At 62.5% G+C, this 13,818-nt stretch carries 13 protein-coding genes; 4 read left to right on the top strand and 9 right to left on the bottom strand.

All coding sequences use genetic code 11. From position 1 onward, the window contains the following. The first annotated feature begins 93 nt into the window (after positions 1 to 93). Both AWB79_RS28240 and AWB79_RS28235 read left to right on the top strand, forming a co-directional pair. On the top strand, positions 94 to 1,035 hold the full coding sequence (locus AWB79_RS28240; RefSeq protein ID WP_061170753.1) for a carbohydrate kinase family protein: 942 nt from the start codon (positions 94 to 96) through the stop codon (positions 1,033 to 1,035). Positions 1,036 to 1,048: 13 nt separating this feature from the next. Next, positions 1,049 to 1,528, top strand: a complete 480-nt coding sequence (locus AWB79_RS28235) for an outer membrane lipoprotein (RefSeq protein WP_008342914.1) — start codon at positions 1,049 to 1,051, stop codon at positions 1,526 to 1,528. Positions 1,529 to 1,785: 257 nt separating this feature from the next. Here the strand turns inward: AWB79_RS28235 and AWB79_RS38540 are convergent, their stop codons facing one another. From AWB79_RS38540 to AWB79_RS40860, 5 genes are all read right to left on the bottom strand, one after another. Continuing rightward, a complete protein-coding gene (locus tag AWB79_RS38540; protein WP_074169444.1) occupies positions 1,786 to 2,454 on the bottom strand; it encodes a histone H1-like DNA-binding protein in 669 nt (222 codons plus the stop codon). Positions 2,455 to 2,485: 31 nt separating this feature from the next. Beyond that, a complete protein-coding gene (locus tag AWB79_RS40635; protein WP_074169443.1) occupies positions 2,486 to 2,815 on the bottom strand; it encodes a hypothetical protein in 330 nt (109 codons plus the stop codon). Positions 2,816 to 2,918: 103 nt separating this feature from the next. Next, on the bottom strand, positions 2,919 to 4,172 hold the full coding sequence (locus AWB79_RS28225; protein ID WP_061170751.1) for a ribonucleotide-diphosphate reductase subunit beta: 1,254 nt from the start codon (positions 4,170 to 4,172) through the stop codon (positions 2,919 to 2,921). A 707-nt stretch (positions 4,173 to 4,879) separates the two neighbouring features. Next, a complete protein-coding gene (locus AWB79_RS28215; RefSeq protein ID WP_061170749.1) occupies positions 4,880 to 5,092 on the bottom strand; it encodes a DUF3820 family protein in 213 nt (70 codons plus the stop codon). 47 nt (positions 5,093 to 5,139) lie between these two features. Next, on the bottom strand, positions 5,140 to 5,274 hold the full coding sequence (locus AWB79_RS40860) for a hypothetical protein (RefSeq protein ID WP_269768010.1): 135 nt from the start codon (positions 5,272 to 5,274) through the stop codon (positions 5,140 to 5,142). On the opposite strand from AWB79_RS40860, the gene AWB79_RS28210 reads away from it, so the two are divergent. After that, positions 5,216 to 6,613 (top strand): MFS transporter, encoded by a 1,398-nt coding sequence (locus tag AWB79_RS28210; RefSeq protein ID WP_061170748.1) that lies wholly within the window; start codon positions 5,216 to 5,218, stop codon positions 6,611 to 6,613. The two genes, AWB79_RS40860 and AWB79_RS28210, sit on opposite strands and share 59 nt — an antisense overlap. A gap of 123 nt (positions 6,614 to 6,736) precedes the next feature. Here AWB79_RS28210 and AWB79_RS28205 read toward each other — a convergent pair whose 3' ends face one another. From AWB79_RS28205 to AWB79_RS28190, 4 genes are all read right to left on the bottom strand, one after another. After that, positions 6,737 to 9,751: a ribonucleoside-diphosphate reductase subunit alpha gene (locus tag AWB79_RS28205; protein ID WP_061170747.1), complete on the bottom strand. Its 3,015-nt coding sequence runs from the start codon at positions 9,749 to 9,751 to the stop codon at positions 6,737 to 6,739. 578 nt (positions 9,752 to 10,329) lie between these two features. Next, a complete protein-coding gene (ampD, locus tag AWB79_RS28200) occupies positions 10,330 to 10,935 on the bottom strand; it encodes a 1,6-anhydro-N-acetylmuramyl-L-alanine amidase AmpD (protein WP_061170746.1) in 606 nt (201 codons plus the stop codon). Further along, positions 10,932 to 11,285 carry a PP0621 family protein gene (locus AWB79_RS28195; RefSeq protein WP_061170745.1) on the bottom strand — a complete coding sequence of 118 codons (354 nt, stop codon included), beginning with the start codon at positions 11,283 to 11,285 and terminating at the stop codon, positions 10,932 to 10,934. The genes ampD and AWB79_RS28195 overlap by 4 nt, the downstream gene beginning before the upstream one ends. A gap of 46 nt (positions 11,286 to 11,331) precedes the next feature. Then, positions 11,332 to 12,237: a cytochrome C assembly family protein gene (locus AWB79_RS28190; protein ID WP_061170744.1), complete on the bottom strand. Its 906-nt coding sequence runs from the start codon at positions 12,235 to 12,237 to the stop codon at positions 11,332 to 11,334. A 125-nt stretch (positions 12,238 to 12,362) separates the two neighbouring features. On the opposite strand from AWB79_RS28190, the gene ffh reads away from it, so the two are divergent. After that, on the top strand, positions 12,363 to 13,730 hold the full coding sequence (ffh, locus tag AWB79_RS28185) for a signal recognition particle protein (RefSeq protein ID WP_061170743.1): 1,368 nt from the start codon (positions 12,363 to 12,365) through the stop codon (positions 13,728 to 13,730). The last annotated feature ends 88 nt before the right edge of the window (positions 13,731 to 13,818 follow it).

Here is a 13,818-nt window from a genome sequence, read left to right as displayed (position 1 = left end):
GCATACGAGGCGCCGTGAGACGCTCGCCGCGCGCCGTATGCGACTTCTCTCATTCCGGATTCCCACCGAATTCCCACGTAAAGGACGTTCGCCTTGGCTACGCTCATCTGCGGCTCGCTCGCCTACGACAACATCATGACCTTCCAGGGCCGCTTCGGCGACCATATCCTGCCGGACCAGGTGCACATGCTGAACATCAGCTTCCTGGTGCCGACGATGCGACGCAACTTCGGCGGCTGCGCGGGCAACATCGCTTATGCGCTGAAGCTGCTCGGCGGCGAGGCGAAGATCATGGCGACGCTCGGCGAGGCGGACGCGCAGTTGTACATCGACCGGCTCGACGCGCTCGGCTTGTCGAAGGAATACGTGCGCGTGCTGCCCGACCAGCACTCGGCGCAATGCTTCATCACGACCGATCTCGCGAACAACCAGATCACCGCGTTCCACCCCGGCGCGATGATGGATTCGCACCAGAACCGCACCGAGGAAGCGCGCGGTATTTCGCTCGGCATCGTCGCGCCGGATGGTGCTCAGGGCATGCGCGAGCACGCCGAAGGATTCGCGCGCGCGGGCGTGCCGTTCGTGTTCGATCCGGGCCAGGGTCTGCCGATTCTCGAAGGTGTGGAACTTCGTCGCATGATTGAACTCGCCACCTACGTGGCGGTCAACGATTACGAAGCCAAGTTGTTGAGCAACAAGACCGGCTGGTCGATCGAAGAGATCAAGAGCCGCGTCGATGCCCTCGTGATCACCCGCGGCGAACACGGCGCGCAGATCTATCACGAAGGTGGCATGCTGGAAATTCCCGTCGTGCAGGCGCGTCAGGTAATCGATCCTACCGGTTGCGGCGACGCATTCCGCGGCGGCCTGCTGTACGGCATCGAAAACAAGCTTGGCTGGGAGAAAACGGGTCGTCTCGCGAGTCTGATGGGGTCGCTGAAAATCGAGCATCAGGGGCCGCAAACCTACGCGCCGACGCGCGCCGAAATCGAAGAACGTTTCAGGCAGACATTTGGAAGCAGCCTGTTCGAATGAGTGGAGTAAAGGAATGAAAACGGTTAGTCGTATCGCGCTGGCAATGGCGCTCGTCGGCTCGGTGGCGCTGACTGGATGCGCCTACAACAGCAGCTCTTCGGACGTCTACACGGCGTCGCAGGCGCAGCGCGAAGAAACGGTGCGCATGGCGACCGTCGAGAGCGTGCGCGGCGTGAAGATCAGCTCGAACAACGGCCAGCCAACGGGTCTCGGCACCATCGGCGGTGGCGCGCTGGGCGGCGTCGCGGCGGCAAGCGCGATCGGCGGTGGCAACGGCTCGATCATCGCGGGCATCATTGGCGGCCTGGCGGGTGCGGTGGCGGGCAACGCCGTGGAGAACAGCGTCGCGATGAAGAACGGTCTGGAAATCACGGTGCGCCTCGACAACGGCGATCTGCGCGCGATCACCCAGACCGCGAACGGTGAAGTGTTCCAGGCGGGCGAGCGGGTGCGTCTGCTGTCGAGCGGTGGCGTCACGCGCGTCACGCACTGATCTGCACTGGTCCATTCAACCGAGGATTAGACGCAGCGTTTCAAAGTGAGCGTCCGGTTCCGGCAAAAGCGCATGCATCGAAAGATACATGCGCTTTTGCTTTGGCACGCGCATTCACGGCGTGACCGGATTCGAAGTTCGTTCGCCGAAACGAAAAACCCGCCGCCGGGTTGCGCCGGCGACGGGTTCAGGCCGGGTAGGCCTACCCGGACTCATGACACAGCACGCTGTGCCTGGGTGATGCGTACCGCGAGTGCTTACGGACGGCTGCCGGTCGGGAACGGCCATGCAGCTGCCGGATTCAACGCCGTCTTGACCGCAGCGGCCGGAGCCGGAGCAGGCGCCGATACGGTCGTTGCCGTCGTTGCAGGAGCGGCAGCCGTGGTCTTCTTCGCAGCAGCGGCCTTCTTGGCCGGAGCCTTCTTGGCCGGAGCCTTTTTCGCGGGGGCCTTTTTCGCGGCAGGAGCAGGCGCAGCGGCGGCGGTTTTCGCCGCAGCCTTTTTCGCGGGAGCCTTTTTCGCGGCGGCCTTCTTCGCCGCAGCCTTCTTCGCGGGCGCCTTCTTCGCAGCGGCCTTCTTCGCAGGCGCCTTCTTGGCTGCGACCTTCTTCGCGGCTACTTTCTTGGCCGCGACTTTCTTCGCTGCGGCTTTCTTCGCGGGCGCCTTCTTGGCCGCGACCTTCTTCGCTGCAACCTTCTTCGCCGCTACTTTCTTTGCTGCGACCTTCCTGGTTGCCACTTTCTTCGCTGCGACCTTCTTCGCTGCAACCTTCTTCGCCGCGACCTTCTTCGCCGCTACTTTCTTCGCTGCAACCTTCTTCACAGCGACCTTCTTGGCGGCAACCTTCTTCGCCGGAGCGGCCTTCTTGGCGGTGACTTTCTTTGCTGCAGCCTTCTTGGCGGCGGGTTTTTTCTTGGCAACTGCCATGATTTTTCTCCTTCAGGTTTTCAGATGAGAGTCAGTTCAAACAACACCCTTCGTCAAAACCCGCTTCCCACGTGTCGCCTTCTCGATAACGCACGCTACGAAGCGGATTATTCATCGGCGTACGCTGATCCCACCTGCTTACGCTAATGAATACGGCAAGGCGCGCCGTGCCCCGAGGCACCGCGCGCCAAATTGAGTCAGCACCGCTCGTAAGCAGCGCCGGCCATCGCTTGATCGAGCCAGCGAGCATGCCGCTGGCATTTTCCGGGGGGAAGTTTGCCCATCCCTTTTCAGGGATCGCAAAACGCCTGTCTTCTATTCGGGCCACTCGGCCCGCCAAGTCAGTAGGCGCACTTTGCATCAGGCGACCGTTCTCCTAAACCTTGTCGGTCAGGCGCGCGTGAGCGACACGCTGCTGCCTGGCCTTCCCATCGATTTCGTCTGCAACACGTCCTGGATTTTTATTATTCCCAGGTCAGCGCGCCGCCGGTTTGATACTCAATCACGCGTGTCTCGAAGAAGTTGCGTTCCTTCTTCAAGTCGATCATTTCGCTCATCCACGGGAACGGGTTTTCCTCGTTCGGGTAGAGCGCGTCCAGTCCGATCTGCTGGCAACGCCGATTGCAGATAAACCGCAGATAGCTCTTGAACATCGACGCGTTCAGGCCGAGAACCCCGCGCGGCATGGTGTCTTCAGCGTAGCGATATTCAAGATCGACAGCCTGCTTGAAGAGCTCGCGGATCTCTGCCTTGAATTCGGCGGTCCACAGTTGCGGCTCTTCCAGCTTGATCTGGTTGATGAGGTCGATGCCGAAATTGCAGTGCATCGATTCGTCACGGAGGATGTACTGATACTGCTCCGCCGCGCCCGTCATCTTGTTCTGACGACCCAGCGCCAGAATCTGCGTAAAGCCCACATAGAAGAACAGCCCTTCCATGATGCAGGCGAACACGATCAACGACTTCAGCAATTTCTGGTCCGCTTCCAGCGTGCCGGTGGTGAAGGCCGGGTCCGTCAGCGTATTGATGAACGGAATCAGGAACTCGTCCTTGTCGCGGATCGATTTGACTTCGTGATACGCATTGAAAATCTCGCTCTCGTCGAGGCCCAGCGATTCGACGATGTACTGGTACGCGTGCGTGTGGATCGCCTCTTCGAACGCCTGGCGCAGCAGGAACTGGCGGCACTCCGGAGCGGTGATGTGACGGTACGTGCCGAGCACGATGTTGTTCGCGGCGAGCGAGTCCGCCGTGACGAAGAAGCCGAGATTGCGTTTGACGATGCGGCGCTCGTCGTCCGAGAGACCGTTCGGGTCTTTCCACAGGGCGATGTCGCGCGACATGTTCACTTCCTGCGGCATCCAGTGGTTCGCGCAGCCGGCGAGGTACTTCTCCCACGCCCACTTGTACTTGAACGGAACCAGCTGATTGACGTCGGTCTTGCCGTTGATGATGCGCTTGTCGGCGACATTGACGCGCGCTTCGCTCTGCGCGGCGATCGCGCCGGCCGAAGGAGTTGCGGCTGCGGGCGGAACGAAGCCATCGGAGAAGATGTTCGTCGAGTTCGCCTGTGCAGTCTGATGGGCAGCTTGATGAGCATGGGCAACTTGCGCTGCGCCTTGCGTACCGAAAGTCGTGCCTTGAGCATGACGCAACGCGTTCTGTTGCGAAGCGCTCGAGGGAGCTACGGCAGTGGTCTCGTCATCCCAGTTGAGCATAAATTCTCACCATCAATTTAGATCGGTTTGTACCATCTTTTCATGAGCGTTAAAAGAGTTTGCTCATGAAAATTCTCGTTTTCTTGCGATTTAGATTCGGCGTTGCTACCTGCATACAACACTCAGCGCGTGGCCATGTGTGTGAAGCGTGATGCGATGTCGCTTGAATCGTGTGTGAAGCGGTCCTCAGCGAGTGACTGCGAAGACGTCGAAGCGTGCTTCGGCATGACTTCATCGATGCCTTGAGAGCCTTGCCACACAAGGCTTTGCGACCGACGCACGTGGCACGATGCGAAGCAGGCCGCGCTTCGTTGCGAACGATGACTCATTGCTCTGCGTTCGATCGCGCACGCTTCGAAGCATGACGTGCTTCGTCGTGTCGATGGCATCTGCTGATGTCATCGCGATGCGATGCAAAACATGTGTCGCGAGTTGCTCGATGCGCGATGAACTTGCTACCTCGACTCGCTCTCTTCGATGACCTGCGATGCGTGTCATCGAACGCACTTCGCTTCACTCGAAACACACTCGCCGCAGCCCTTCGATCCTGCCTTTCGCCGCTGCTGCGTGCTTCGAATTCGTTGCGGAAGTCTAGCATTCGGCGCCTCTTATTTCCACAATATCTTGTGCTTGCAAATCTCGTCGATACAACCTATAGCGTGTTTACGCGACCTTCCGACTCACCTGCAAAACCCGCTACGCAAGCCTCAGCGACCGCGCAATGGATCGAGCAGCGAGCGCAAGTTGTTGTGGTCGATCTCATGCATCAACGCGAGCAGCTTGCCGAGCTTGCCCTCTGGAAAACCCTCACGCGCGAACCACGCGAGATAGTGACCAGGCAGATCGGCGATGATTCGGTCCTTGTACTTGCCGTAGGGCATCGTCATCGTGACGAGTCGTTGCAGGTCTTGCGGGTCCATCGCTCCATCACCTTTCGTTCAATGTTCTTCGCAGCACGCAGCGCGCCTCAATCCTTCAGCGACTGCTCCATATCGATGCCATAATCGCCGCTCTTGCCGCCAAGAGTTGATCGCGTCTTCACCATGCCGCTTGTCGCCAAAGCTTTCATTGCCCCTCTCATCGTCGCGTGTGCGATGTTCATGGAAAGCGTCGACGCCAACGTCATCGTCACCGCGATTCCCGAAATGGCGCGCGCCTTTGGCCGCGATCCCGTCACACTGAAAGTTGCCGTCACGAGCTACGTGCTCGGACTCGGCGTCTTCATTCCGATCTGCGGCTGGGTCGCCGACCGCTTCGGCGCTCGCGTCGTGTTCCGCACGGCGATCGGCATCTTCGTGGTCGGCTCGCTGTTGTGCGCCGCGTCGACTTCGCTCGGACCGTTCACCGTCGCGCGCTTCATCCAGGGCGTCGGTGGCGCGATGATGGTGCCGGTCGGGCGCATCATCATCTTCCGCTCGGTGCGCCGCTCGGAGTTCATTCGCGCGATGAACTATCTCTCGGTGCCCGCCATGCTCGGACCCGCGGCCGGTCCTCTGCTGGGCGGCTTCATCACCACCTATCTGCACTGGCGCCTGATCTTCTTCATCAACATTCCGATCGGCATCCTTGGCATCTGGCTGACGAACCGGCACATCACCAACTCGCGCGAGGAACATCCGGGCCGGCTCGACTGGTTCGGCTTCTTCCTCTCGGCCGGCGCGGGCGTGCTGCTGTTGCTCGGGCTCTCGCTGGTTGGCGGCGAGCTGATTCCGTCGGGCATCGCCTATGCGATGTGCGCCGCCGGCGCGCTGATGGCCGTGCTGTACTGCATCCACGCGCGTCGCGCCGACAAACCGCTGCTCGACCTGCGCTTCTTCCGCGTACCGACTTTTCAGGCGAGCGTGCTCGGCGGTTCGATGTTCCGGATCGGACTCGGCGCAGTGCCTTTCCTTCTGCCCCTCGCGCTGCAGGAAGGTCTCGGCATGACCGCGTTCAAGTCAGGCGCGATCACCTGCGCGTCCGCGTTCGGCGGCATGTTCATGCGCTCGCTCGCCTCGCGCCTGCTGCATCGCTTCGGCTTCCGTCAGACGCTCTTCTACAACGCGGCGCTGTCGGGCATCGCCATTGCGGCGTGCGGCACGTTCTTCCCCGGCACACCGACCTGGGTAATCTGGGTCGTCGTGCTGCTCGGCGGCTTCTTCCCTGCGTTGCAGTTCACGAGCCTCAACTCGCTCGCGTATGCGGAGATCGAAACGCGCGACGTGGGCCGCGCGACCAGTCTCGCGAGCTTCGTGCAGCAGGTGTCGCTCGGTCTGGGCGTCACGGTGGCGGGCATCACGCTCGAACTCTCGCAGTATCTGAACGGTCATGCGAGCGTGCAATGGTCCGACTTCTGGCCCGCGTTCCTCGTCGTCGGCCTGTTCTCTTTCGTTTCGATGCCGATCACCGCGCGCCTCGCGCACGATGCCGGCCATGAAATCTCGCGCGGCACGCGCGGCTGAAGCACTTCCCTCTTTCGACACCCTCGACGTTCCATCCGCTCGAACGCACCGCAAAACAAACGGGCCGGCACCGGAGCGTCACGCTGCTCCGATGCCGGCCCGCGGAACCGGCTCAACCCACCGTTACTGGCAAGCCTCGCACTCGTCGAAGCCCGGGTCGCCCGGACGCATCATGCAGACAGGGCCGTCGGCCTCCGGAGCGGCTTCGACTGCCGGCGCGCTCGCCGCTGCCGCGTTGAAGCCGCCATTGCCCGCCGACGAAGCACCGCCCGACACGCCACCGAAGCCGCCCTGCGCACCCGATGCACCGTTGCCGCCATCGCCCGACGGCACTGCGTTCAGCGCGCCGTGCGCGACCGTCGACTTCTCGACGTGCGTCGCCGCCATCGTGCGGAGGTAGTACGTGGTCTTGAGACCGCGGATCCACGCGAGCTTGTAGACCTCATCGAGCTTCTTGCCCGACGCGCCCGCCATGTAGATGTTCAGCGACTGCGCCTGATCGATCCACTTCTGACGGCGCGACGCCGCTTCGACCAGCCACTTCGGATCGACTTCGAACGCGGTCGCGTAGATCGCGCGGAGATCCGCCGGAATGCGATCGATGCGCGAGAGCGTGCCGTCGAAGTACTTCAGATCCGACACCATCACTTCGTCCCACAGGCCGCGTGCCTTCAGATCGCGCACGAGGTAGTCGTTGACGACCGTGAATTCGCCCGACAGATTCGACTTCACGTACAGGTTCTGGAAGGTCGGCTCGATGCACGCGGAGACGCCGATGATGTTGGAGATCGTCGCCGTCGGCGCGATCGCCACGCAGTTCGAGTTGCGCATGCCGTGCGTCGCGATACGCGAGCGCAGTTCCGGCCAGTCCATCGATTCCGACGAATCCACTTCAACATAACCGCCACGCGCTTCGGCCAGCAGCTTCAGCGAATCCTGCGGAAGAATGCCGCGATCCCACAGCGAGCCGCGATACGTCGCGTAACGGCCGCGCTCTTCCGCGAGTTCCGTCGACGCGTAGTAAGCGTAGTAGCAGACGGCTTCCATCGAGCGGTCCGCGAACTCCACCGCCTCGCCCGACGCGTACGGCGTGCGCAGCAGATGCAGGCAGTCCTGGAAGCCCATGATGCCCATGCCGACCGGACGATGCTTCAGGTTCGAGTTACGCGCCTTCGGCACCGCGTAGTAATTGATGTCGATGACGTTGTCGAGCATGCGCATCGCGACGCTGATCGTGCGCTTGAGCTTCGCGTGATCCAGCGCGAACGAACCGTCTGCCTGCTTGATCATGTGCGCGACGAGGTTCACCGAGCCCAGGTTGCACACGGCGATTTCCGTCTCGCTCGTGTTCAGCGTGATTTCCGTGCACAGGTTCGACGAGTGCACGACGCCGACGTGCTGCTGCGGCGAGCGCACATTGCACGGATCCTTGAACGTGATCCACGGATGGCCCGTCTCGAACAGCATGCCCAGCATCTTGCGCCACAGTTGCGCGGCCGGCAGCTTCTTGAACAGCTTGATTTCGCCGCGCGCAGCTTTCTCTTCGTAAGCGACATACGCCTTTTCGAAGTCCGCGCCGAACAGATCGTGCAGGTCCGGGCAGGTCGACGGCGAGAACAGCGTCCAGTCGCCGCCTTCGACGACACGCTTCATGAACAGGTCGGGAATCCAGTTCGCCGTGTTCATGTCGTGCGTGCGGCGACGGTCATCGCCCGTGTTCTTGCGCAGTTCGAGGAATTCCTCGATGTCGAGGTGCCACGATTCGAGATACGCGCACACCGCGCCCTTGCGCTTGCCGCCCTGATTCACCGCGACTGCCGTGTCGTTCACGACCTTCAGGAACGGCACCACGCCTTGCGACTTGCCGTTCGTGCCCTTGATGTGCGAGCCGAGCGCGCGCACGCGCGTCCAGTCGTTGCCGAGGCCGCCCGCGAACTTCGAGAGCAGCGCGTTTTCCTTGAGCGCTTCGTAGATGCCGTCGAGGTCGTCGGAAACGGTCGTCAGATAGCACGACGACAACTGCGAGCGATGCGTGCCCGAGTTGAACAGCGTCGGCGTGGACGACATGAAGTCGAACGACGACAGCACGTTATAGAACTCGATGGCGCGGGCTTCGCGGTCGATCTCGTTGAGCGACAGACCCATCGCCACACGCATGAAGAATGCCTGCGGCAACTCGATGCGCGTACCCTCGACGTGCAGGAAGTAGCGGTCGTACAGCGTCTGCAGGCCGAGATAGCCGAATTGCAGATCGCGGTTCGCGTCGAGCGCGGCGCCCAGGCGCTTCAGATCGAATTGCTGCAGCTTGTCGTCGAGCAGGCCGGCTTCGACGCCGCGCTTGATGAACTGCGGGAAGTATTCGACGTAACGGTCGCCCATTTCGGCTTGCGTCACTTCCTCTTCGAGAATTTCGCGGCGGATCGTGTGCAGGAGGATGCGCGAGGTGACCTGGCTGTACGCCGGATCTTTCTCGATCATCGTGCGCGCGGCGAGAATGGCCGAATCATAGACCTGCGACATCGGCACGCCGTCGTACAGATTCTTCACCGTTTCCGCGACGATCGGCTCGGCGGACACCGCGTCGCCCAGATTGGCGCATGCGGAGACGATCAGCGCCTTGAGCGCTTCCATGTCCAGCGGACGCGTGACGCCGTTGTCCGTCACGTTGATCGCGCCTTCGTGCGGCTGCGCGTTCTGTGCATCCGCGCGCTCCGCCGAACGCTGCTGCGTACGCTTCTCGCGATACAGCACGTAAGCACGCGCGACGTTGTGCTCGCCGCCGCGCATCAGCGCGAGTTCGACCTGATCCTGAATGTCTTCGATATGGAACGTGCCGCCATGCGGACGGCTGCGCACGAGCGCGCGCACGACCGCTTGCGTCAGCTGGTCGACGAGCTCGCGCACGCGCGCGGAGGCGGCGCCTTGGCCGCCGTTCACGGCGATGAACGCCTTCGTCACGGCGATCGCGATCTTCGTCGGCTCGAACGACACCACGCTTCCGTTGCGACGGATGACTTTGTAGTCGGCAAACGTCGTGTTCGGCGCGAGCGCCTGAGCGGCGCCGGCGGCTTGCGCACCGCCCATCGGCTGTGCGGATGCGCCCTCGAAGGAAGTCGTGGCGTTTTCGGTGGTTTGCATTTGCAAAACTCCTGGTGTTCGAATGGTGCGGATGGTCCGCGGATTTATCACTTATGCCGCGCGCGTCAGGACACTCGTCATGAAGCTCGCGCGGTGTTTTGGCGGTAAAGCCAGGCTGTGAATACAGCAGGCTCGGGAATCGCGAATCGCGGCGCTTTCGGCCCGCATTGTTTCTGGCGTCTCACGCGGTGCCCGCGTTGGCGCGCGGTATCGGTCGACGCAACTCACGTTCACTTGCATGCGTTCTTCACGGTGCTGCTCGCTGGCGCTCGATGCGCCCGGCGGCTCTCTCCTCGCAAAGAGAAACCGTCTCGCGCATCGCCCCGGGCCAGCCAGACTTCTGTTACGCCGGAAAGCCGACGGCGCCGGCTCAAACGGAGCGGGCGCCGCCTTGACAACACAAGATCTAGTGCAAAGTACGTCTTTCGGCACCAAGTATAGTGGACATCCCCGTAGTCTCAAAAAGTTTTATTTGCCCTGAGTCTGCGATTACGGGGTTGACTTTTGCTACTCCGAAGCGCGGCAAGGCCTCGCGCGCGACGCTGTTGCGCCGCAGCGAGAAAGACCTTACGCGACGCTCAGATGTTGGACTGAAAGGGGAAGAACGACGGAGGCAACGCGCTGTCATGACGCAGGCGCGGCCAGTCGAAGTGAGGACCGGGATCGGTCTTGCGGCCGGGCGCGATGTCCGAGTGACCGGCGATCGCATCGATCGGATAACGCTGCACGATGATGCGCGCGAGCGTTACGAGCGCTTGGTATTGCGCGTCTTCGAAAGGCATGCGGTCGCTGCCTTCGAGCTCGATGCCGATGGAGAAATCGTTGCAGCGCTCGCGTCCGCAGAACGACGAGACGCCCGCGTGCCACGCGCGTTCATCGCAGGAAACGAATTGCTCGACACAGCCGTCGCGGCGAATCACGAAGTGCGCCGAGACGCGCATGCCGCGCAGATGATCGAAGTACGGATGCGCGTCGTGATCGAGCCGGTTGAGGAAGAAGTCGGCGATCGCGTTCGTGGTGAAGTCGTCGGGCGGCAGGCTGATGTTGTGCACGACGATGAGCGTCGGCACTGCGTCGCCGGGGCGCGCCTCGAAGTTCGGCGACGGCAGGCGCGTGGCGTTCGTGAGCCAGCCTTCTGTGTCAATATGCGGCTCGCGCTTCGACGGGATGTGCACGTTGTTCATCGCGCGTCGCGGCCAGCCGGGCGGCTCGCGTAATGGCGCGCGTGATCGGCGCAGCAGAAGCGTTCGCCCGCCACGATGATCGACTCGCTGCGCGGCGTGTGCACGCCGCATTGCGCGCAGCGGATGAGCGGATCGGCGAGTTGCGGCGGGTTGCCCGTCGCCGCGCCGTTGCCGTTGCCGTTGGTACGCGCGCGGCGTGCGCCGAACGTGCCGCCCGCGCTCGCGTTGCCGGCTGTGCCGGCGCCCGATTGAGTGTCACCCTGTTGCGCGCGCTCGTTGGCGCGGCGCAGCTTCTTCAGGAGCCACTGCCCCAGGAAGAAGAGGACGATCAGAAAGAGGAAATTTCGCATCGATTCAATGGCGAGTAAAAGTGCACGCGTTCGGACGATCCGACACTCAGACGACCGCGCGATGCAGCAGCACTTCGAACACGAAGCGGCTTCCCACATAGGCAAGCAGCAGCGCGACGAACGACGCCAGCACCCAGCGCAACGCGGCGCGTCCGCGCCACCCGGAGATGCGGCGCGCGGTGAGCAACGCGCCGAACATCAGCCAGGAAAGGAAGGCGAACACGGTCTTGTGATCGAATTGCAGCGCACGATTGAGCAACTGTTCGTTGAACGCGACGCCTGACACGAGCGTCAGCGTGAGCAGCACGAAGCCCGCCGCGATCAGGCGGAACAGCAGCTTCTCGAGCGTGAGCAGCGGCGGCAGCGTGTCGAGCCAGCTCGAAAGCCAGCTGCTGCCGGTATGACGCGTCGACAGACCGCGCATGCGTTGAAGGCGACGTTCGAGCAGCAGCATGAGCACGGCGTGCAGTGCGGCGATCGCGAAGAGACCGTATGCGATGTTGGCGATCAGGAAGTGCAGCTTGAACATCGGAGCGGCGGAGTACGACAGCACGCGCACGCCGCCGAAAACGAGCGGCAGCAGCGAAGCCACGAAGGCGAGCGGCAGCACGAGCAGCCGCAAGCCGTCGAGCGGGAAAAAGAAACTTTCGATCCAGTAGATGCCTGCGCCGAGCCAGAACATCGCGGACAGCGCGAACGCGAAGCCGAAGATCATCGCGTTCTGAGGGAAGATGGTGGTGTGCAGCAGCACGCCGTGCACGAGCAGCGCTATTAATAATAGAGCGCGGCCGATTCCACCCATGCCCGACGCCTTCGAAGGCGCCGCCCGCGCGATCCCGGCAGGCACGCCGGCCAGCGCCGGTTCCACCGCCGTATGGCGATGCGCGCGCCAGCCCGCTACGGCCAGTCCGCCGTAGAGAAGCGCAGTGAGGGCATACAGTACAATATCCATGTTCGAAGTTTACACTAGGCCCCACACTCGCGACGTCTTCACCCTTGCGGCAGCGCGGGGCGCGTCGATGCGGCGTTGCATCGCATCGCGGCAAAAACAAGGGTCGAATTCTCTACCGTTTCCCCATGCTCGATAACCTCACTCAACGGATGGCGCGCGTCGTCAAGACGCTGCGCGGCGAGGCCCGCCTCACCGAGGCCAACACGCAGGAGATGCTGCGCGAAGTCCGCCTCGCCCTGCTCGAAGCGGACGTGGCGCTGCCAGTCGTGCGCGAGTTCATCGCGAAGGTGAAGGAAAAGGCGCTCGGCGAGGAAGTGCTGTCCAGCCTGTCGCCGGGTCAGGCGCTCGTCGGTGTCGTGCAGAAGGAACTGACGGCCGTGATCGGCGGCGATTACGAAGGCAAGGCGGCCGAGCTGAATCTCGCCGTCGCGCCGCCCGCCGTCATTCTCATGGCGGGCCTTCAGGGCGCGGGTAAAACCACGACCTCCGGCAAGCTCGCCAAGCTCCTGCGCGAGAAGCAAAAGAAGAAAGTGCTGACCGTTTCGGTCGACGTGTACCGCCCCGCCGCCATCCGTCAGTTGCAGACGGTGACCGAACAGGTCGGCGCGGATTTCTTCCCGTCGGAGCCGAATCAGAAGCCGGCGGATATCGCCCGCGCGGCGATCGACTGGGCGAAGCGTCACTATCACGATGTCGTGATCGTCGACACGGCCGGCCGTCTCGGTATCGACGAAGCGATGATGAAGGAGATCAGCGAACTGCACGATCTCCTGAGGCCCGCTGAAACACTGTTTGTCGTCGACGCCATGCTGGGTCAGGACGCGGTCAACACGGCGAAAGCGTTCAACGACGCGCTGCCGCTCACCGGCGTCGTGCTCACCAAGCTCGACGGCGATTCCCGCGGCGGCGCGGCGCTCTCGGTGCGTCACGTCACCGGCAAGCCGATCAAGTTCGTCGGCGTCGCGGAAAAGCTCGACGGCCTCGAAGTGTTCCATCCGGACCGCATGGCGAACCGGATTCTCGGCATGGGCGACATTCTCGCGCTCGTCGAGGAAGCGCAGCGCGGCGTCGACACGGCAGCCGCGCAGAAGCTCGCCGACAAGGTCAAGAAAGGCGGCGACTTCGACCTGAACGACTTCAAGGCTCAACTCGCGCAGATGAAGAACATGGGCGGCCTGTCGTCGCTCATGGACAAACTGCCCGCGCAGTTCCAGCAAGCCGCGCAGGGCGCGGACATGAACAACGCCGAGAAGCAGATGCGCCGCATGGAAGGCATCATCAATTCGATGACCCTGCAGGAGCGCGCGAAACCCGAGCTCATCAAGGCGGCGCGCAAGCGGCGCATCGCGGCGGGCGCGGGCGTGCACGTTCAGGAAGTGAACCGCATGCTCAATCAGTACGAGCAGATGCGCGGCATGATGAAGAAGCTGAAAGGCGGCAACCTGCAGAAGATGATGCGCGGCATGAAGGGCATGTTGCCCGGAATGCGTTGACCGCACAGAAATACGAACCCGCGTTTTCGCGCGTCGCCCGACGCGATTGAAGCGCGGGTTTATCATATGGCGCATGCCGCTGTTTTTT

This window comes from Caballeronia hypogeia (assembly GCF_001544875.2).
Lineage (GTDB): Bacteria > Pseudomonadota > Gammaproteobacteria > Burkholderiales > Burkholderiaceae > Caballeronia > Caballeronia hypogeia.
Note: the sequence above shows the minus strand (reverse complement) of the source record. Positions and strands in the feature narration are given on the sequence as shown.

Bases quoted from the DNA above. Each gene is read 5' to 3' on its own strand.
- AWB79_RS28235 (WP_008342914.1), top strand. From the start codon at position 1,049: ATGAAAACGGTTAGTCGTATCGCGCTGGCAATGGCGCTCGTCGGCTCG.
- AWB79_RS38540 (WP_074169444.1), bottom strand. From the start codon at position 2,454: ATGGCAGTTGCCAAGAAAAAACCCGCCGCCAAGAAGGCTGCAGCAAAG.
- AWB79_RS40635 (WP_074169443.1), bottom strand. From the start codon at position 2,815: ATGCAAAGTGCGCCTACTGACTTGGCGGGCCGAGTGGCCCGAATAGAA.
- AWB79_RS28225 (WP_061170751.1), bottom strand. From the start codon at position 4,172: ATGCTCAACTGGGATGACGAGACCACTGCCGTAGCTCCCTCGAGCGCT.
- AWB79_RS28215 (WP_061170749.1), bottom strand. From the start codon at position 5,092: ATGGACCCGCAAGACCTGCAACGACTCGTCACGATGACGATGCCCTAC.
- AWB79_RS28210 (WP_061170748.1), top strand. From the start codon at position 5,216: ATGCCGCTTGTCGCCAAAGCTTTCATTGCCCCTCTCATCGTCGCGTGT.
- AWB79_RS40860 (WP_269768010.1), bottom strand. From the start codon at position 5,274: ATGAACATCGCACACGCGACGATGAGAGGGGCAATGAAAGCTTTGGCG.
- AWB79_RS28205 (WP_061170747.1), bottom strand. From the start codon at position 9,751: ATGCAAACCACCGAAAACGCCACGACTTCCTTCGAGGGCGCATCCGCA.
- ampD (WP_061170746.1), bottom strand. From the start codon at position 10,935: ATGAACAACGTGCACATCCCGTCGAAGCGCGAGCCGCATATTGACACA.
- AWB79_RS28195 (WP_061170745.1), bottom strand. From the start codon at position 11,285: ATGCGAAATTTCCTCTTTCTGATCGTCCTCTTCTTCCTGGGGCAGTGG.
- AWB79_RS28190 (WP_061170744.1), bottom strand. From the start codon at position 12,237: ATGGATATTGTACTGTATGCCCTCACTGCGCTTCTCTACGGCGGACTG.
- ffh (WP_061170743.1), top strand. From the start codon at position 12,363: ATGCTCGATAACCTCACTCAACGGATGGCGCGCGTCGTCAAGACGCTG.